Here is a 17,450-nt window from a genome sequence, read left to right as displayed (position 1 = left end):
CGGGCCGCACCCGCGTATCGCCGGATTCCCGCACCCGGGCCTCAGCCGGAGTACCGCGGATGCACCAGCGTGGAGGGCGGAAGGGCGTGGGGCACCCGACCGCGGGCGGCGGCGCGCGCGTCCGCGGCCAGGGCCGCCTGGGTGAGGGTGCCGAGCCGGGGGCAGGACGCGGCCAGCCGCAGGGGTCCGGGTGTGCGGGAGGCCAGGAGGAAACCCCAGTCGCCGCGGGAACCCGCCCCACCGCCGGGGGTGCGGTCGGGACCGGACGGGAAACCGGGGTCCCGGCTGACGACCCGGTAGGGCCTGGTGAACAGGCCCGCCGCGCGGATCGTGGAGTCGACCGTCCAGAAGGTCCGCCGCCGGGCGCCCAGCGGACCGGCGTGCACCACGAGCCGCCCGCCGGGGGCGAGGACGCGGAGCGCGAGGCCGTAGAACTCCTGCGAGTACAGCTTGGTGCTCGCGGTGATCCCGGGGTCGGGGAGGTCGGAGATGACGACGTCGTACGTCGACCGGTCCGCGCGCAGCCGGCTGAAGGCGTCCGCCGTCACCTCGCGCACCCGCGGGTCGTCGTACACATGGCCGTTGAGGGCGGAGAGCGCGGCGTCGTGGCGTGCCAGCCGGACGATGTCCGCGTCGAGTTCGACGACGTCGACCTCGCGGACCCCGGAGTGGCGCAGCACCTCCCGGGCGGCGAGTCCGTCACCGCCGCCGAGGATCAGCACGCGCGCGTGCGGTCCGTTCATCGCGGGGTGGACGAGCGCCTCGTGGTAGCGGCGCTCGTCGCGGCCGCTGAACCGCGGCCGGCCGTCGAGGAAGAGGTGGAGCGGACGGCCGCGGGTGCCTCCCGTGAGAACGGTCTCCTGGACTCCGCTGCGGAGCGCGACGCGTACGTCCGCCCCGTACAGGGCCTGCCGCGCGGCCCGTTCGAAGTCGTCGACCAGCACCGCGGCCGAGGCGAGGAGGCCGAGGACGAGGAGGTTGACGACGAGCAGGACCCAGCGGGCGCGCCGGGTGAGGTCCTTGCGGAAGAGGCCGAGCACGAGGGCTCCGCCCGCGATCACGTTCACCGTCCCGGTGAGCAGCGCGCCCGTCAGCTGGCCGAGCAGGGGCAGCAGCAGGAAGGGGAAGGCGAGGCCGCCGACGAGGGCGCCCACGTAGTCCGCCGCGAACAGGTCCGCGACGGCGCCGCCGGGGTCCTGGCGGCGGATGCGCTGTATCAGCTCCATGAGCAGGGGGACCTCGGCGCCGATGAGCAGGCCGATGGTGAGCGAGAAGGCCACCAGCAGCCAGCGGGGTCCGTCCGCCCACGGACCGCCCCAGCCGCCGGTCCAGGCGAACATCGCGTACAGGACCATCGCACTGCATCCGCCGACCAGGGCGAGCACCGCCTCGACCGCCCCGAAGCCGGCGGCGGCGTGCGGGCGGAGCCGCTTCGCGGCGAGGGAGCCGACGCCCATGGCGAAGACCATGACGGACAGCACGACGGATGCCTGGGTGACCGAGTCGCCGATCAAGTACGAGGCCAGGGAGATGAGTTCGAGTTCGTACACGAGTCCGCACGCGGCACAGACGAACACTCCCGCCAGGACGAGGAACCTGGCGAGACCCGGGCGGACCGGCAGCCGCGCCTGGCCCTGGACGCCCCAGGGCGGCGGCGCGCCGGGAGGTGCTGGCGCGTGCGGTTCGATCACGCTGCGAACGCTACGTCACGGTGCCACCACGTCTCGTCACCCACACGTGTGGAAACCGTTGCGCTTTATGGCACACGGAGCTGACCTGGACATCTTCCCGGCCCACGGCGGGCGGACCCCCGCGCCGGCGGACGCCGTGCCGTCAGACGGCTGACGCGCTGAGGACGTCGGCGCGCACGCCGACCCGCGTACGCGTCGCGACCAACTGGCCGTCCTGCGGGTACGCGTGCCACGTACGCCAATGGACCTGGCCCTCGTGGCGCTGGGCGAGCATCGCGGTGAAGGCGTGCGGGCTGCCGGGGAAGACGCCCGCGAGCCCGTGGGGGTGGTCGGAGACCAGGGCCAGCAACTCCTGGGCCCGGCCCGCGAAGGAGCCGGGCGAGAGGATCTCGACGCGCGCCGCGAACTCGTACTCCCAGTCGTCGAACCGCTTCGCGACGCCGAGCGGCAGCGGTGTGCTGCTGCCGGGGATGCACGCGACGGTCTCCGAACAACTGCCCCGTTCCTCGTCCAGGAGGACCTGATGGGATGCGCCTAGCAGTCTCAACTGCAGTTTCGCCCCGGCCAGTTCGAGTTCGAGGGTGGCGAGGGCCGGTAGCGGTTCGCGGCCCAGGGCCCAGGCGAGATCGGCCGCGCGCGTGTCGGTGTACGAGGTGTTCAGGGTCGTGAGCATGGGTCGGCTCCGCTAGCACGCAAAGGTGAGGTGGGGTTCCGGCGCACCCGGTCAGCACCGGGGGAACGGCCCGGCCAGCCCGGCCGGAGGGCATCCGAAGGACGCGTCCGGGATAGGACCATCCGATGGATTTCCGAGGCCTGTGGGCCCAGGGCTGCTTCGGTGACTTACCAGGGCCGCTTTGGTGGTTTAGAGGGAATCATGAACTGTGGTGCCGCCACAGCGTTTTTACCCAACTTCGTAGGGTTTCCATCCCCCCGAGGGCTTCACAGCTCAACTGTTCAACTACGGCGCGCGCCCCGGGCGTGGACGTGCCCGTCGGCAGTCGTCGGCCGACGGGCACGTCCGTGCGCCGGATGCCTCCGGCCAGGGAGCTCAGCTGCCCCGTGTCAGCTGCCTCCGCCGCATCCGCCCCCGCCGCACGAGGACCCGCCTCCGCAGGACGAACCTCCGCACGACGAGTTACCCCCGCAGGAGTGACCCCCGTGGTGCCCGCCTGACGAACCTCCGGACGAACCGCAGGACTGGGCGCCGCCGACCCCCGCGCCACCGGCCCACCAGCTGCCGCCGTCGCCGGCGGAACCGCCGAGCTTCCTCCGGGCCCTCATGGCTGCCCTCACGATCACTACGAGCAGGACGACTCCCAGGATGATGCCGACGATGACCATGGCTTCACCCTCCTTCCGTTCCCCCGAAGCGGCCCCCCGTGGACCGTGCTTCTCGATTCCGCTCTCGCGTGACAGGGGGATGCCCTCACGCCTCACGGCCCAAAGCAGAGTTGAGGAAGTTCAGAGGGTTCGGTCGGGGGATCGGCCCCTGACCTGCACAGAAGCGCAGCTCAGGGGCCACCCGCGGGCAACCGGGCCGCCTGCGGCCGTGACCTTCCCGGTCAGGCGGGGCGAACGCGGCTTGGCCCACGGCAAGGTGACCACTGAGGCCAGGAGCGTGGACACCCGCAACGCCGATCGCGACAAGCGTCTGCGCAGCAACGACTTCCTCGACATGGACGAGTACCCGCAGATCACGTTCGTCTCCACGGCCGTCCACCGCAGCGGCGACAGCGGTTTCGACGTCACCGGAGACCTCACCGTCAAGGACGTCACCAAGCAGGTGACCATCCCCTTCGGCTACAGGGGCACCGCCACCGACCCCTCGGCAACGTTCGCGTCGGACTCGAAGGCTCGCTCACCATCAACCGCAAGGACTACGGCGTCATCTGGAACGCCGCGCTCGAGACCGGCGGCGTCCTGGTGAGCGAGAAGATCCAGCTGGAGTTCGAGATCTCCGCCGTCGAGGACTCCTGACGCCGGGCACCGGACGGACGGGGATCTCCGGCGTCAACGCCAGGTCGGCACGCCGGCTCCGGGGGGCGGAACGGGGACCCAGTCGCCGCCGCGGTGCGCCAGCCACCACTGTCCGATGACGTGGAACTTCGCTTCGAAGTCGCGATCCCCTTGGAGGAACCCGGTCATCGGCGCCCGGAGCTTGGTGCGGCGGCCGTCGGCCTGGTACAGCGCGACGAACCGGGTGCCCATGACCTGCTCGACGCGGACACTCTGCACGGACGCCCACGGGATGGTGCGGCGGCGGAGGTTACGCACCAGGGCGGCCGAGGGCGTCAACGTGACCCCGAAGGGGGACGTCGCCGCGAGCACCGTCACCAGGAGCACCAACCCGACCCACGCGACGAAGAACCACGGACCGAACGCCCTCCGGCCGGCGGGGTTGAGGACGTTGACCCCCAGGCTCAGGACCGCGGGGATCACGGGCATCAACCGCTGCCCGGCACTGAGACGGAAACGGATCTCCTCCTGTGCGGGGAACCCGCCCGCCTGGACCTTCGCCATGCCCACCCCATCTCTCCCGGCCACACATGGCCGGTACACGCATGATCGCGGGGGCAGCATGACATACGGTCACGGCATGGCCGGCGGCACCCGGCACTTCGGGCGCCCGGCGCCCGGCACGGCGGGTCGGACCGACCTGCACACCAGCCGCCGTGCGAGCGGCCGGGCCGGATCCCGGGTGCGCCCGGACGGGCCGCCGACCGCCGGGGTCGGACGGCCCCGCACGTCGCTTACGCGTGGCCCTGGTAGGCGATGCTGCACCACTCTCCGGTGCCCTTGACCGCGCAGACCTGGATGAAGACCTCGGTGCCCTCGTCCAGGTCGCCGGTGTCCCAGCCGCTCGTGTAGGGGTACGACATTCCACGCGTGGTCGCGTAACGACCCGTCGTCGGGTCGACCATGCGCGCCAGGATGCCGAACCCGTCGGGGGCCTGGTCCTTCACCCGGAACGCGTCGCCCGGGTCGCCGTCCCGGGGATCACCGCGCCACTCCATGGTGCCCGCGAGGTCCCCGCGGTAGTAGACCTTGACGTCGAAGCTCCCGTCGGAGGACACCCCGCTCTTCGAGAACGTGAAGTCGACCGCCGCAGCCTCGGTCGCTCCGATCGTGAGGGAGGTTCCGAGGACGAGCGCACTGGTCGCCAGGAACGTCCCGACGCGGGCTCGGGTCTTCTGATGCATCAAGCTCCTTCAAGTGTGTTGAGAACAGGCTGAGTTGATCAAGGATCATGACCCTGCGAGTCGGTGCGGTCAACTCCTTCACGAGAGGCGTCCCGTCGGTTGCCCGCACTTTCGGCCAAATGTCGGCGGCGACGTCCACCGACCCCTCCGGGACCGGGCACGGGCCGCCCGCGGATGGTCCGAAAGGGCTGTCCGAGGGGGCCGTGGGTTGAGGAACTCCGGGGCCCGGGCGGAGGATGACCGGCATGACCTCCAGCGCGCGCCCCCTCCTGAACCGCCGGCTCGCCGAGTTCGGGACGACGATCTTCGCCGAGATGTCCGCCCTCGCGACGAGTACCGGTTCGATCAACCTCGGCCAGGGTTTCCCGGACACGGACGGTCCCGACGAGATCCGGGAGGCGGCCGTACGCGCGCTGCGGGACGGACGCGGCAACCAGTACCCGCCGGGCCCCGGCGTCCCCGAGCTGCGCACCGCGATCGCGGAGCACCAGCGGCGCCGCTACGGCCTGTCGTACGACCCCGACACCGAGGTCCTGGTGACGGCGGGCGCCACCGAGGCCATCGCCGCCGCGCTGCTCGCGCTGCTGGAGCCCGGTGACGAGGTGATCGCGCTGGAGCCGTACTACGACTCGTACGCGGCCTGCATCGCCATGGCGGGCGGCACACGGGTGCCCGTGACGCTGCGCCCCGACGAGGGCACGGCCGAGGGCGCTCCCGACGGAACCGCCCACCGGCGCTTCCGGCTCGATCTCGACGAGCTGCGCGACGCGGTCACCGACCGGACCCGGCTGCTGCTGGTCAACACCCCGCACAATCCGACCGGCACCGTCCTCACCCGCGCGGAGCTGACGGAGATCGCGCGGATCGCCGTCGAGCGGGATCTGCTCGTGGTGACGGACGAGGTCTACGAGCACCTCGTCTTCGACGACGCCGAGCACGTGCCGCTGGCCACCCTGCCCGGGATGCGCGAGCGGACGGTCACCATCGGCAGCGCGGGCAAGACGTTCTCGTTCACCGGCTGGAAGGTGGGCTGGGTGACCAGTACCCAGGAGCTCGTGACCGCCGTCCGGACAGCCAAGCAGTACCTGACCTACGTCAGCGCGGGCCCCTTCCAGTACGCGATCGCCGAAGCTCTCCGCCTGCCGGACTCGTACTTCGACAGCTTCCGCGCCGACTTCCGGCGCAAGCGCGACCTGCTCGGCGACGGTCTGCACGCAGCCGGGTTCAAGGTCTACCAGCCCCAGGGCACGTACTTCATCACCACCGACATCACCCCCATCGGCGAGAAGGACGCCTACGCCTTCTGCCGCGCCCTCCCCGAACGCTGCGGCGTCGTCGCCATCCCCAACTCCGTGTTCTACGACGATCCCGACGCCGGCCGCAGCCAGGTCCGCTTCGCTTTCTGCAAGAAGGACGACGTTCTCCACGAGGCCGCCGACCGCCTGCAACGCCTGGCCTCCTGATCTCGTGCGATGAACGTCACGTGGCGCCGGACGTCCGTCCGCTTCGGGACGGGCAGTGGCTCGATCCCAGCTCCGTCCACGACACGGCCCGTCCCGTCCCGAAGCGACCGGGTGGGAGGCCGTGCCGGTCGCGGCCGTGCTCGGGGCCGACGCGGCAGGGAAGTCAATCGTCATCGACGCCTACCGGTTCATGCAGCTTCGCCCGGCCTCGGATCACGGACAGCGCGCTGTCCGTGATCCGAGGCCGGGCGAGGCTTCCAGCGCCCTCGTCGTCACAGGGTGAGCGGCAGCGATGTGAGCCCGCGCATCAACCGCGTGTGCCGCCACTCCAGTTCCTCGGCGGGAACTGCCAGTCGAAGGTCGGGGAAGCGGAGCGTGACCGCCCGGAGTGCGAGTTCGGCCTCTGCTCGCGCGAGGGGGGCTCCCAGGCATCTGTGGATTCCGTGGCCGAAGGCCAGGTGACCGGTGGCACCGCGGGTGAGATCGAGCTGGTCCGGCTCGGGGAATCGGTCAGGGTCGCGGTTGGCGGCGCCGGGAGCGATGAGGACCGGGACGCCTTCGGGGATCTCGGTCCCGCCGAGTGTGAGCGCTTCGGTGCTGTAGCGGAACGTGGCGATCCCGACAGGCGAGTCGAAGCGCAGCAACTCGTCCAGGGCACTCCCCAGCAGCTGCGGCTCGGCCCTCAACCGAGCGAGTGACTCCGGGTGCTGCAGAAGAGCCAAGGCCGCGTTGCCAATAAAGTTGGTGGTGGTCTCATGGCCGGCCACGAGCAGGAGGACGGCGAGCGATACGAGTTCCTCCTCGGTCAGCCGGTCCTGGCCGTCGCGTACGGCGATGAGGTCGTCGAGCAGACTCTCGCCGGGCGAGCTGCGTCTGGAGGCGACCAGGTCGGTCATGTAACCGGCGACGGCGTGTGAGGCGGCGTCGATCCGCTGGGGATCTCCGGCGGCGAACAGCTCGTTCGACCACGTACGCACGAGCTGGCGGTCGGATTCGGGTACCCCCAGCATCTCGCAGATGACGGTGACCGGCAGCGGTACCGCGAGGCTCGCGACGAGGTCCACCGGTCCGTGATCCGGCCAGGCGTCGAGCAGGTCGTCGATCAACCCGGCGATGTACGGGCGCAACCGCGCGACGGCCCCGGTGGTGAACGCCTTCGTCACCAGAGACCGCAGCCGTGCGTGGCGCGGGGGGTCGGTGGCAAGCATGTTCTGGGAGACGGCCGGATGGAGGTCGCGCTGCGACGGCCGGCCGGCGAAGAACCGCATGGTGTTCTTCGAAAGCCGAGGATCGGTGAATGCCTCCCGGGCCTCTGCGTAGCCCGTGACCAGGTAGCTGTAGCGCCCTCCTGAACCGGTGGGCACCTTCTGAACCGGGGCTGCTTTTCGCAGCCGGGCGTAGGTCGGGTAGGGATCGGCGAAGAACCGCGGGTCCTGCAACGGGTCCGTCACGCTTGCGAGTCCAATCCTGCGGGCGCCAGTTCGGCTGTGACGGTGCGCGTGATCTCGCTCTGTGCGTAGGCGTGGGCGACGAGGAGCAGCCACTCGGTCTCGGCGCGGAGGTTGCCCGCCCGGCAGGCGGCATCGGGGGCCGGCGGTGCGGCTTCCGTCTGCGGTTCGCTCCCGGTCTTCTTCGCCTGTACGGCGGCTCGCAGGATCGCGGCCTCCACGATCGCGTCTCCTTCCGGGGTGCCTGCCAGGCCGCGTGCGGCGACGGCCCGCTCGGCGTTCTCCTGGACTCGCGGAGAACGGTGAGGGCGAAGGGCGAGGCCACCGTCGTTGATCTCGATCACCCGACGGTGGAGGAAGAAGTCGGAGTCGTCCGCGTGCTCCTGATCGTGGAACTCAGCCGAGGCCAGGACGACTTCGGGTGCCGCGCCGGCGATGTCCTCCCAGAGGGGGGCGAGCGCGGCGAACGACCGCGACTCCCATCGACGGCGCAGGAACTGGCTGAACGGCCAGACGACCGCCGGGAGCGTAAGCCCCAGGGTGATGAGGAGTACGGCCAGGGCCGGCGCTGTCACGCTGAACACGCAGCGGACCGGACTGACGGGCGTGGAGCACCGGACGCCGTGCGGGAGGAGGCCCAGTTCGAGCCCGATGGATACCAGGCCGAACACCTTGTACGCGGCATACAGCAGTGCGAAGAGGCAGCCGACGGCGGTGATGCGCAGTCCGATCCGCTGGCTCTTGCGCCGTGAGTGGTTGGACTGTTTCCAGGTCTGCTTGCAGAAGTCCTTCGCGGTGACACCCAGATACGTGATGTAGATCAGCACGTAGAGCGCGTGCAGCTGGGGCGAATCGTCGTTCATCCGGCCGGCGGCGAACAGTACTGCCATGCCGGCGACCGAGATCCCGAGGTAGAGCACACGCAGACGGATGCTTCGTCCGGCCTCGTCGGGCTCCAGATCGAGCTGGAGCATGAACGCCAGGACTGAGGTCGCGGCGGCCAGCGTGAACGAGTTGCTGAGCAGGCGACCGACGCCGGGGACGACGCTCTCGACGGCGTTCTCCACCAACGACACGTACGAGGCGAAAGCCAGGGCGAAGGACACCAGCAGCGCGGCCATGGCCCAGGTGCCGGTCGGTCTGTGGCCGCCTCGCCCACGGACCCAGTAACCGGCGGCGAGGAGAAGCACTATGGCCACGCCCGCGAACAACAGGTCGATCATCGGGGCCGACGACCCTTCCTGGCGGGTTCGGCGAACAGTGCCTCCCAGCGCTCGGCGCCCTTCTCGGGCTCGCTGGGGGGCAGTTCACGTCCGCGGTAGATGTGCTGTCTGATAACGGTGGCCATCATCTCGGCCTCGCGCTCGTCGTCCGTGGAATAGCTCGTGCGTCCGTTCATCCGCTGGACGAGGGTGGGGTTGAAGCCGATGGCGTGGAAAGCGTCGGCGTCCAGTTCCAGACTGCCGGGATGGTCACAGATGATGTGACTGACCTCGTGCGCGAGTATGTGGTTCTGGTGCAGGGCGGACGTTCCCTCCTCGTAGAAGAGGAGGTCGGCGTCGGGAGTCTCCAGGCGGATTCCGCACGGCGCGTCGATCGCGCCGAGCGTGTTCAGGGGCCTGAGGACGATCGGACGACCGCGTTTCTCCGCCACGGCATCACAAAGATCCCGAGTGTTGAAGCGGTGGGGAAGCTGAAGGACCTCTAAGCGCTTTTCGCACTCGCTGCGGAGCCGCTCAAGGTCCACGACCGGTCCTGACGTTTCTTGGGTCTGGCCCCCTGTGGGCGTAACCCCCGTATGGCCGACGGGTGTTCCGGAAGACCCGGCGCCGAACCGCTCGAAAGCTTAGGCGAATCGCCGGGCCGGTCCAAAAGGATCTTGATCCTCCCGTCGTTCGCCGGACAAGAGAGCCGCTAGTCGTCCAGGTTGAGGGCGTTCGAAGTGGTTTCTCCCGGGAGCCCCTCCAGTTTCCGGGCCTGCTCGATCACCGCTGTCACCATCTGGAGGGTCTCTGCGCTCAGGCCGTTGGCGCGCAGGGCAACGGTGCGAACGCCCCGGTCCCGCATGGCGGCGAGGACGGCAATCTCCGCCCGGGTGCGATGGGCGGCCTCCTCGTCGACGAAGTAGCCGGCGGGCACGCCGAAGAAGTCGGCGAGAGCCTTGATGGTGTGCATCGTGGGATTTTTCTTGACGCCGGTGCGCAGTTGCTGGATGGCGCTCGCGGTGAGCCCCTTGCCCTGGCCTCCCGATGCCTCCCGGATGCCCTCGGCGACCTCGGCGTACGTGAAGGGTCCGCGGCTCTCCGGGTGGACCTCTTTGAACAGATAGTCCAGCAACTGCGCGAAGGTGCGCGCCTCGTCGTCTGTCACGTCCGGTACGTCCTTGTCATGGTCGTCACTGTGTCCACTCTGGTGTGTCAAGAGCGGGGAACTCGGTGGCCTCTGACCAACTCTAGTTGACGATCGCCTGCAACCAGGGTGTACGTTCTTGAGGTGGCTACTCACACCAGAGTGTTCCTCTGCTGGTCAAGTGCCTCTGGTGCCCTGGGTGGAGTGACCAAACACCCAGGCAGGTGGCCGGGTTCCACGGGGGTGGGCCCGGCCACCTTGAAGAGACCATCCGGACCAGAGAGTGTTCTGGCCGAGGAGCAGTGAGAACGAGTTCCATGACGTGAGTCATGGGCTTCCGATGGGGGAAGGTATTTTGAAGACGGCGACCGAACGACACCTGCTGGATTTCTCCGTACTCACGGACCGTGAGGTAGAGGTGCTCCTGTTGCTGGCATCGGGGGAGCAGAACCGCCGGCTGGCCCGGCACCTCGGTATAGCGGAGCGCACGGTCCGAGCGCACACCGCCAACATCGTGCGCAAACTCCGCCTCAAGTCGAGATTCGAGGCCGCGATCGTCTCCCATCTCCACGCGGACGACATCAAGGGCCTCCAGGTCGCGTCCCGCAGCGCCGCCTGATGACCAGGAAGTCCCCACCGGATCAAGGACGGTGGGGACTTCTTCGTGTACGGGGCTAGGGGAGCGCGGCGCTCACACCGTCGACGATCATCATCCACATGGGCTGACCGCCCGTGCCGAAGGCCGAGGCCAGGGCGTATCCGACCGAGGCGTCCGCCGGCCTGACCTCCGCGTCCTCCTTCCACTCGGCGACGACCATCTCGTCACCGCTGGAGATGAAGTCCCCTATGTGCGTGCCGTCGCGGGTCAGCCGACTGCTGGGAACGGAGTCGGGGACCAGGCGGTACCTCGCCCCGTCGTACTCCACGTCCACCCGGTACGAACGCCTGGTCAGACCGCCCTTGGCCGGCCTGAGGGCGACCTCCGCGCCGTCGATCGTCATGGTGAGGTGGGCCGGGTCACGGCTGCCGATGGCGGTCTGCTGGTCCACCTTCGACTCGAGGTCGCGCTCCAGGGTCACGCGAGGAATCCCCTCGCCTTCGACCTCCAGGCGGTCCTGGCCGTCCTGGCGGACGGTGATCTCGCCGAAGAGCGTGTCCTCGATGGGCTTGGCGGTGGGTGGCGTGTCGTTCATGGGGTGATTCCTTCAGTGTGGTCAGAACTGATGTGGCAACTCTGCCAGTTGAGTCGCGGCCAGCTCGCGGTAGAGATCGTTCCGTTCCAGCAGTTCCGGGTGCGGACCGTGGTCGTGCACCCGGCCGCCGTCGAAGAGGATCAGCTGGTCGGCGGAGATGACGGTGGAGAGCCGGTGCGCGATCAGCAGCACCGTGCAGTTCTCGGCGGCCTGCTCGACGGTCTTGCGCAGGGCGACCTCGCTGAGGCCGTCCAGATGTGCCGTGACCTCGTCCAGCAGCAGTACCTGCGGTTCGCGGAGCAACGCCCGGGCAATGGCCAGTCGTTGCCGCTCGCCACCGGAGAGGGCGAGACCACGTGAACCCACTTCGGTGTCGAGTCCGTCCGGGAGTCCCGCGACGAATCCGTCGAGAAGGGTCTTGCGCAGGACCTCGGCGACAGCCTCGTCGGTGGCGTCCGGCGCCGAGTAGAGGAGATTCTCGCGAAGGGTGCCCGCGAGCATCGGGGAGTCCTGCTCGACGTAGGCGATACGGCGTCGGAGTTCGGCCCGGCTGAGGGAGCGGATGTCGGTCCCGTCGAGACGGATGCTCCCGCCGTCCAGGTCGTAGAAGCGCTGGATCAGAGAGAACACCGTGGTCTTTCCCGATCCGGAGGAACCGACGATCGCGGTGACGGCGCCGGACGGCGCGGTGAAACTGACCCCCTTCAGGGTGGGCGTGCGGCCCTGATAAGCGAACTCCAGGTCCTCGACGACGACGTGCGGCGGTGGCCCGGAGGGGTGGGACGCCGTCCCGTCCACGTCGTCCTCGGTCTTCATACGGCGGACCTCCTCGATGCGGGCGAGTGCGCCGAGGCCCTGCTGGAGCGCGGTGGTGCCGCCGACCAGGGACAGGATGGGGCCGCCGAGGTTGAACAGATAGAGCAGGAACCCGATCAGGGCGGCGAGGTCCAGCGCGCCCGTGGCGACCAGCGCCCCACCGAAGCCGATGACGGCGAGGAACGACGCCTGGACGATCAGCCCGGAGAGCACCGCGATCAGCGCGTGGTAGCGGGCACCCACCAGGCCGGCGTGGTAGGCCTGTTCGGCAGCGGCGGTGGCACGTTCGGTCTCCTTGGCCTCGCCTCCATTGGCCTTGACCGTGCGGGCGGCGCCGAGTGAGCGGTCCAGGGCGGCGCCGATCGCGCCGACGGACTCCTGGGACTGGGTGGTGACCCGGCGGATTCGCGGCATGACCATGCCCATCGCGACGCCGATGACCAGCAGCACGCCCGAGGTGATGCCGAGCAGCGGGAGGCTGGTGACGCCCATCAGCACGATGGTGGCCAGCAGATGGATCGAGCCGTCGACCAGCTGGATGAGCCCGCCGGTCGCGGCGTGCTGCACCAGGGTGCTGTCCGATGTCACGCGGGTGGTCAGCCCACCCGGTTCGGTGCGGTCCATCTCGCTGGTGTGCAGCCGGATCAGGCGGGCGATGAGTCCGCGGCGTACGTGAAGGACCACGCGCTCGGCAGTTCGCTGGCTCAGCCATGCCTGCCCCCACATGAGGGCTATGGACAGGACGAGCAGGCCGACCAGCAGGAGGAGTTCGTCGCGCAGGCTGCTGTTGGTCATCAGTTTCGTCAGGACCGACTGGATGACCATGGGCTGGGCGAGGCCCGCGGCGCTGCCGAGCAGCGTCAGCAGAAGCACCAGCAGAAGAACACCGCGATGCGGCCGCGCATACGAGAGCAGCGCGCGCAGCGCGGGCCGCTCGGCCGGAAGCTGCTCTGCGTCAGAAGTTTTCACACACGTATTTCTAACCCCTCTCACGCGCGGGCGAAATTGGCGTTTGCGGCAATGCCGCAGCGGGCGTGAGGGGGCGGCGCATTGCTCGAAGCGGCATTGCCGGTTGCGGAGTTGGCGGTTGCGGAGTTGACGGTTCGCGCAATGCCACAAGTGCCAATAGTGCGGGCGCCCGGCGTGGAGTCACTATCGATCTGTCCGCAGCGGACACCGGCCGCCTGCCCGGCGGGTCCGGAAATCATGTACGAGCCGAAGGAACTTTCCCATGCAGAACGTCAGCGAGAAGGATCTGTTCGACGGCTACACCGCCTACACCTCGGCGGAGGAGCTCGGCCTGCACGACGGCAAGGAAGCCGGCCCGGCGTTCAGCCCCACCGTCCCGTGGGCGATCCGGGCCACGATCATCACCGCCCGCTCCTCGCAGGCGTGCGCCGCCGCCCTCGGCTCGCTCGCCGCGAGGACCGTCGAGCACAAGTGCTGATCACACCGTGAGCGCGGGGCCGGCCGGCGCGAGGGCGCGCGAGCGCCAGGTCGCCGACCGGCCCCCGGCGAGGGCGTCCGAGCCCGGTCTCTCGTCCGTCTTGCACAGAACAACGCCTGAGAGGAGGAGCCATGGATGTTCCGGACGCCGGATTCCGGCGCGTACTCATTGTGGGGACCGGGGCGCTCGGGGTGGCGTTCCTCCCTTTCTGGGTCAACTGGCTGAAGAATTCCTTCCCCGAGATGGAGAAGCGCTTCGCGCTGACCCGGTCCGCCCGCCGGTTCGTGTCGGCGGACGCGATCGCCGTACTCTCCGGAAAAGAAGTCTTCATCGACGACTGGAGCGAGTTCTCCGGAGTCGACGTACCTCATGTCGAGCTGGCCCGATGGGCAGATCTCGTTCTGGTTCACCCGGCCACGCTGCATTTCGTGAGCCGGTACGCCCTCGGCATCACCGACACCCCTCTGCTGCTCGCCCTCCAGTCCACCGACGCCCTCGTGGGCGTCGCCCCCTCCCTGCCGCCCGCGGCTCACAGAAGTCCGGTCGTACAAAGGCACTTGGACGTACTGCGGTCCCGTCCGGGGGTGGTGATCGCCCCGACGATTCCCGCCGTCAGCGCGAGCACCGGCGAGGTGGAGGACGGCGGCTCCGCGCCGCTCAACGAGCTGTACGACCTCTGCGTCGCCCACGCCGCCCGCAGGAAGCAGGAGAAGCCATGACGTCCGGCATCCGGCCGACCACGTCTCCGGCCGACCTGGACGGCCTCGACCTGGTGGCCGAGTACGGGACCGGACTGCAGACCACCCGGGTGCACCGTGCGCAGGACGGCGGGTTCCTCTGGTGGCATCGGCCCGGCGCGCAGCGCACGGGCCCGCTCACCGCACCCGCCGCGCACCTGGTCCCGTACCTCCCGGCGGAGACCGGTGCCGCTCTGCTGGCCGTCCCGGAGCGGGTCGGTGACGGCCTCCTCCACCGGGCCGCCGGGGCTGCCTCCGCCGCCGCCTGGCTGAGGGACTTCCGCCCGTCGGCCCGTGGTCTCGTGTCCCACTCGCTCGCCTCGGCGGCCCGTGCCCTGCGCGTGCTGCACCGGGTCCCCGTACCGGATGACGTCCCGCTCGGCACGCCGCCGGGACTGACGAGGCTGCGTGACTGGGCGTACGGGACAAGTGAGCTGAAGGACCGGACCCTGGCCGTATGGGGCGAGGAGCGGATGGCCCGGCTGCTCGGCTGGACCACGGACCTCGGTCCCACGTCGGACGCCGCAGGCACCGGGCGGGCCCGGTCGCTGGTCCACGGGTGGGCCTCGGTCGGCGCGCTGATACCGCCCCTGAGCCGGGGCAGGGTAGCGCTGCTGACCGGGGAGGACCTCGCCGCGGGGCGGCCGGAGCTGGATCTGGGCTGGGCACTCGGCGATCTCGTCGAACTGGCCTGGGCGGCGCGTGCCGTGGCGCCACCGCACGACTGCACGGATCTGCAGCGGGTGCTGCTGGACGCCTATGGTCCCGGCCCGGATCCGGTGCTGGTCGGACGCTCCGTCGTCCTCCGTGTCGTCACCCACATGCAGGACTTCGCCACCTACCGGGGGTGGGACGACGAACTGCTCGACTACATCGCCTTGACCGCCGAGTTGATCGACGAGGAGGGCCGCAGCGCGGTCCCCCGGGGAGCCCAGGGAGTGTCATGACCGTCACGGCCTCGACCGTGCAGCCGGCGCTGCAGCGGTATCGGCCCACCGAACTCGACACCGCTCCCGAGGTGAACGAGCTGCTGGAACGGCTCGGTCTCGGCCGGTTCCTACCGGACGGCCTCACCGCGTTCGGCGGGCGCAACGACAACTGGGCGGGTACGACGGTGAGCGGCGACCAGGTCTTCGTGAAGACCGTCGCCCGCGCGCCCGACGGCACCAGCCCCGAACTCGACCGCACGCTGGCGTACGAGGAACTCGCCGGACGGCTTCCCGTGGACTCCCCGCTTCGCTCCCCCGCCCATCTCGGCACCCACCGCGCGGCCGCGATCAGCGCCTACCGGCTGCTGCCCGGTGCCCGTTCCGGCTCCGAGGTCGCCCTGGACGGCGACTTCGACGACGCGCTGTGCCGCGAGGCGGGCCGAGCCGTCGCCACCCTGCACGGGCTGGACGCGAACGGCGCGGAAATCGACGCCGGGGAGGCACCGCTGCCGCCGCTGGGCTGGCTGGAGGCGTTCCCGTGGAGCGCGCTCCAGGAGCGCAGCATGGCGCAGATCGCCGCCTGGAAGCTGGTCCAGGACGACGCCGAGGTCGTCGCCGCGTTGCACCTGCTGCGCGACCGGGAGCGGGCCGCGCCACGTACCCCTGCCCACTGCGACCTGCGCTTCGACCAGTTCATCCACCACGAGGGAACGCTCTACCTCTGCGACTGGGAGGAGTTCAGGATCGCCGACCCGGCGCGCGACGTCGGCGCCTTCATCGGTGAATGGCTCTTCCAGGCGACCTACTCCGTCTTCGCTCCGACCGGTGCCCCAAACGCGCCCACCCTCGGCTTCGACCTCACCCACGAGGAGATCATCGAGCGCGGCTCGGCCGGTCTGCGCCGCCACATTCCGCGCGTCGCCGCCTTCTGGCAGGGCTATCTCGAACGCCGGGACCCCGACGCCGGGCTGACCGAGCGGGCCGTCGGCTTCGCGGGCTGGCACATGTACGACCGGCTGATCGCCACGGCCCAGGCCCACGCCACCCTCAACCCCGTCGCGCGCGCGGCGGCCGGCATCGGACGCGTCCTCCTGCTCAACCCGTCCGCAGCCGTCGCCACGCTGCGGCTCGAAGCGCATTCCGGGAGCTCCCGATGACCGTCACCGACGTCGCCGACACGCTGGTTCTCGCCCCGCGGCTGACGGCCGCCCTCGACCTGGTCTCCGTACGGGACAACGCCCTCCAGGCCACCGTCAACGGGCGCGAGCTCACTGCTGACAGCCCTCGTGACCTGCGCGGACGCCTCACCAACGCGTTGTACGAGGAATTCCACGCCGGGAACGGCGCGCAGCGGCGGGACCCCGGCACCGCTCCCCGGCGCAGTCTGCGTGACGCGAGCCTCGATGAGCGACTGGCGGCGGGCGTCCCGCACGCCTGGACACCCGTCCGAGGCCGGCTGATCGAGGTGCTGAGACGCCCCGGCGGCGACCAGCTCGTCGTGCGGCTACCGGACATCACGGCTCGTGTCCCCGCCGACCGGCTCCTCACCTCTGGAGCGGCGCCCCGGCCCGGGGACATCGTGGAACTGGCGATGGAGGCGACCCGGCCCGCCCTGTCTCCCGGTTTCTTCTACGTCATGGGGTCGCGCCCGCTGCCCCGCCCTGCCGGGGCCATCCGCAGGCTCTTTCTGCACGCCCTCGACGGGGACGGCGCGGCGACGCTGTGGGCGGCCGTGCTGGCGGCCCTGGAGCGGGTCGGGGCGCTGTACCACGCGAAGGCCCTGTCCGACCCGGACGACTTCCCGCGCCGGGACGGCCTGGTCGTCTATCTGCACGGCGACCACGAGCCGGGCGAGCGCGCCGTGGTGGAGGCGGTTCGGGGTTTGTCCGGGACGGGCGCGGACTGCTCGCTGTTCACCGAGCGGCTCGCGCCCGGCGTCGCCGCCGCGTGGGACCCGCAGGACCCGCGGTCGGGCCGGAGCGGCATGAGCTTCGGGCAGCACCGCAGCTTCGCGCTGGCCACAGCCCTGGTCGACCACGCGTCGGCGGGTGGCGGCGGGTCGTGGGCGGAGTCGCCGAAGAGGCCGCTGGAGGAGCACATCGCGCGGGAATTCCGGGCGGCGGGAATCGACCCGCTGCACCCCGAGAACAACATCTCCACAACGGAGGGGAACTGAC

At 70.1% G+C, this 17,450-nt stretch carries 19 protein-coding genes; 9 read left to right on the top strand and 10 right to left on the bottom strand.

The window, feature by feature from the left end; translation table 11 throughout:
* Nucleotides 1–41 precede the first annotated feature (41 nt).
* A complete protein-coding gene (locus tag ACFYW7_RS13110) occupies nucleotides 42–1,691 on the bottom strand; it encodes a polyamine aminopropyltransferase (protein ID WP_389501236.1) in 1,650 nt (549 codons plus the stop codon).
* 142 nt (nucleotides 1,692–1,833) lie between these two features.
* A complete protein-coding gene (locus tag ACFYW7_RS13105) occupies nucleotides 1,834–2,364 on the bottom strand; it encodes a DUF2617 family protein (protein ID WP_389501234.1) in 531 nt (176 codons plus the stop codon).
* Between the two features lie 945 nt (nucleotides 2,365–3,309).
* On the opposite strand from ACFYW7_RS13105, the gene ACFYW7_RS13100 reads away from it, so the two are divergent.
* Together ACFYW7_RS13100 and ACFYW7_RS13095 are read left to right on the top strand one after the other, a co-directional pair.
* On the top strand, nucleotides 3,310–3,618 hold the full coding sequence (locus ACFYW7_RS13100) for a YceI family protein (protein WP_389501232.1): 309 nt from the start codon (nucleotides 3,310–3,312) through the stop codon (nucleotides 3,616–3,618).
* Nucleotides 3,579–3,668 (top strand): hypothetical protein, encoded by a 90-nt coding sequence (locus tag ACFYW7_RS13095; protein ID WP_389501649.1) that lies wholly within the window; start codon nucleotides 3,579–3,581, stop codon nucleotides 3,666–3,668. Before ACFYW7_RS13100 ends, ACFYW7_RS13095 begins: the two co-directional genes overlap by 40 nt.
* A gap of 33 nt (nucleotides 3,669–3,701) precedes the next feature.
* On the opposite strand, the gene ACFYW7_RS13090 is transcribed toward ACFYW7_RS13095, so the two are convergent.
* Nucleotides 3,702–4,211 carry a hypothetical protein gene (locus ACFYW7_RS13090; RefSeq protein WP_389501230.1) on the bottom strand — a complete coding sequence of 170 codons (510 nt, stop codon included), beginning with the start codon at nucleotides 4,209–4,211 and terminating at the stop codon, nucleotides 3,702–3,704.
* Between the two features lie 230 nt (nucleotides 4,212–4,441).
* Nucleotides 4,442–4,891 carry a hypothetical protein gene (locus tag ACFYW7_RS13085; protein ID WP_389501228.1) on the bottom strand — a complete coding sequence of 150 codons (450 nt, stop codon included), beginning with the start codon at nucleotides 4,889–4,891 and terminating at the stop codon, nucleotides 4,442–4,444.
* Between the two features lie 236 nt (nucleotides 4,892–5,127).
* On the opposite strand from ACFYW7_RS13085, the gene ACFYW7_RS13080 reads away from it, so the two are divergent.
* A complete protein-coding gene (locus ACFYW7_RS13080) occupies nucleotides 5,128–6,354 on the top strand; it encodes a pyridoxal phosphate-dependent aminotransferase (RefSeq protein WP_389501226.1) in 1,227 nt (408 codons plus the stop codon).
* Between the two features lie 272 nt (nucleotides 6,355–6,626).
* Here ACFYW7_RS13080 and ACFYW7_RS13075 read toward each other — a convergent pair whose 3' ends face one another.
* From ACFYW7_RS13075 to ACFYW7_RS13060, 4 genes are all read right to left on the bottom strand, one after another.
* The gene (locus ACFYW7_RS13075) at nucleotides 6,627–7,805 is read right to left on the bottom strand and encodes a cytochrome P450 (RefSeq protein WP_389501224.1); all 1,179 of its coding nucleotides are present in this window, start codon (nucleotides 7,803–7,805) and stop codon (nucleotides 6,627–6,629) included.
* A complete protein-coding gene (locus tag ACFYW7_RS13070) occupies nucleotides 7,802–9,025 on the bottom strand; it encodes an MAB_1171c family putative transporter (protein WP_389501222.1) in 1,224 nt (407 codons plus the stop codon). Before ACFYW7_RS13070 ends, ACFYW7_RS13075 begins: the two co-directional genes overlap by 4 nt.
* On the bottom strand, nucleotides 9,022–9,456 hold the full coding sequence (locus ACFYW7_RS13065; RefSeq protein WP_389501220.1) for a regulator component: 435 nt from the start codon (nucleotides 9,454–9,456) through the stop codon (nucleotides 9,022–9,024). Before ACFYW7_RS13065 ends, ACFYW7_RS13070 begins: the two co-directional genes overlap by 4 nt.
* 260 nt (nucleotides 9,457–9,716) lie before the next feature.
* Entirely contained in the window at nucleotides 9,717–10,172 is a 456-nt protein-coding gene (locus tag ACFYW7_RS13060; RefSeq protein ID WP_389501217.1) for a helix-turn-helix domain-containing protein, read from the bottom strand.
* A gap of 334 nt (nucleotides 10,173–10,506) precedes the next feature.
* On the opposite strand from ACFYW7_RS13060, the gene ACFYW7_RS13055 reads away from it, so the two are divergent.
* Entirely contained in the window at nucleotides 10,507–10,770 is a 264-nt protein-coding gene (locus ACFYW7_RS13055) for a response regulator transcription factor (protein WP_389501213.1), read from the top strand.
* A gap of 55 nt (nucleotides 10,771–10,825) precedes the next feature.
* On the opposite strand, the gene ACFYW7_RS13050 is transcribed toward ACFYW7_RS13055, so the two are convergent.
* Both ACFYW7_RS13050 and ACFYW7_RS13045 read right to left on the bottom strand, forming a co-directional pair.
* Entirely contained in the window at nucleotides 10,826–11,344 is a 519-nt protein-coding gene (locus tag ACFYW7_RS13050; protein WP_389501211.1) for a hypothetical protein, read from the bottom strand.
* Between the two features lie 21 nt (nucleotides 11,345–11,365).
* Nucleotides 11,366–13,129 carry an ABC transporter ATP-binding protein gene (locus ACFYW7_RS13045; protein ID WP_389501209.1) on the bottom strand — a complete coding sequence of 588 codons (1,764 nt, stop codon included), beginning with the start codon at nucleotides 13,127–13,129 and terminating at the stop codon, nucleotides 11,366–11,368.
* Nucleotides 13,130–13,391: 262 nt separating this feature from the next.
* Between ACFYW7_RS13045 and lxmA the strand changes: the two genes are divergently transcribed.
* The 5 genes from lxmA to ACFYW7_RS13020 all read left to right on the top strand — a co-directional run bounded on the left by lxmA (nucleotide 13,392) and on the right by ACFYW7_RS13020 (nucleotide 17,449).
* Nucleotides 13,392–13,607 (top strand): lexapeptide family class V lantibiotic, encoded by a 216-nt coding sequence (gene lxmA / locus ACFYW7_RS13040; protein ID WP_386592620.1) that lies wholly within the window; start codon nucleotides 13,392–13,394, stop codon nucleotides 13,605–13,607.
* Between the two features lie 131 nt (nucleotides 13,608–13,738).
* Nucleotides 13,739–14,326, top strand: coding sequence for a peptide terminal cysteine decarboxylase LxmD (lxmD, locus tag ACFYW7_RS13035; protein ID WP_389501205.1), 588 nt, complete (start codon nucleotides 13,739–13,741; stop codon nucleotides 14,324–14,326).
* Nucleotides 14,323–15,291, top strand: coding sequence for a hypothetical protein (locus ACFYW7_RS13030; RefSeq protein ID WP_389501202.1), 969 nt, complete (start codon nucleotides 14,323–14,325; stop codon nucleotides 15,289–15,291). Before lxmD ends, ACFYW7_RS13030 begins: the two co-directional genes overlap by 4 nt.
* A complete protein-coding gene (gene lxmK / locus ACFYW7_RS13025; RefSeq protein WP_389501200.1) occupies nucleotides 15,288–16,430 on the top strand; it encodes a class V lanthionine synthetase subunit LxmK in 1,143 nt (380 codons plus the stop codon). The genes ACFYW7_RS13030 and lxmK overlap by 4 nt, the downstream gene beginning before the upstream one ends.
* Complete coding sequence (locus ACFYW7_RS13020; protein WP_389501198.1) at nucleotides 16,427–17,449, top strand: T3SS effector HopA1 family protein; 1,023 nt, start codon at nucleotides 16,427–16,429, stop codon at nucleotides 17,447–17,449. The genes lxmK and ACFYW7_RS13020 overlap by 4 nt, the downstream gene beginning before the upstream one ends.
* Nucleotide 17,450: the final 1 nt, after the last annotated feature.

The organism is Streptomyces sp. NPDC002580, assembly GCF_042889485.1.
GTDB lineage: Bacteria > Actinomycetota > Actinomycetes > Streptomycetales > Streptomycetaceae > Streptomyces.
Note: the sequence above shows the minus strand (reverse complement) of the source record. Positions and strands in the feature narration are given on the sequence as shown.

Coding starts and splice junctions, on each gene's coding strand:
- ACFYW7_RS13105 (WP_389501234.1), bottom strand. CDS start 2,364: ATGCTCACGACCCTGAACACCTCGTACACCGACACGCGCGCGGCCGAT.
- ACFYW7_RS13090 (WP_389501230.1), bottom strand. CDS start 4,211: ATGGCGAAGGTCCAGGCGGGCGGGTTCCCCGCACAGGAGGAGATCCGT.
- ACFYW7_RS13085 (WP_389501228.1), bottom strand. CDS start 4,891: ATGCATCAGAAGACCCGAGCCCGCGTCGGGACGTTCCTGGCGACCAGT.
- ACFYW7_RS13080 (WP_389501226.1), top strand. CDS start 5,128: ATGACCGGCATGACCTCCAGCGCGCGCCCCCTCCTGAACCGCCGGCTC.
- ACFYW7_RS13070 (WP_389501222.1), bottom strand. CDS start 9,025: ATGATCGACCTGTTGTTCGCGGGCGTGGCCATAGTGCTTCTCCTCGCC.
- ACFYW7_RS13050 (WP_389501211.1), bottom strand. CDS start 11,344: ATGAACGACACGCCACCCACCGCCAAGCCCATCGAGGACACGCTCTTC.
- lxmA (WP_386592620.1), top strand. CDS start 13,392: ATGCAGAACGTCAGCGAGAAGGATCTGTTCGACGGCTACACCGCCTAC.
- lxmD (WP_389501205.1), top strand. CDS start 13,739: ATGGATGTTCCGGACGCCGGATTCCGGCGCGTACTCATTGTGGGGACC.
- ACFYW7_RS13030 (WP_389501202.1), top strand. CDS start 14,323: ATGACGTCCGGCATCCGGCCGACCACGTCTCCGGCCGACCTGGACGGC.
- lxmK (WP_389501200.1), top strand. CDS start 15,288: ATGACCGTCACGGCCTCGACCGTGCAGCCGGCGCTGCAGCGGTATCGG.
- ACFYW7_RS13020 (WP_389501198.1), top strand. CDS start 16,427: ATGACCGTCACCGACGTCGCCGACACGCTGGTTCTCGCCCCGCGGCTG.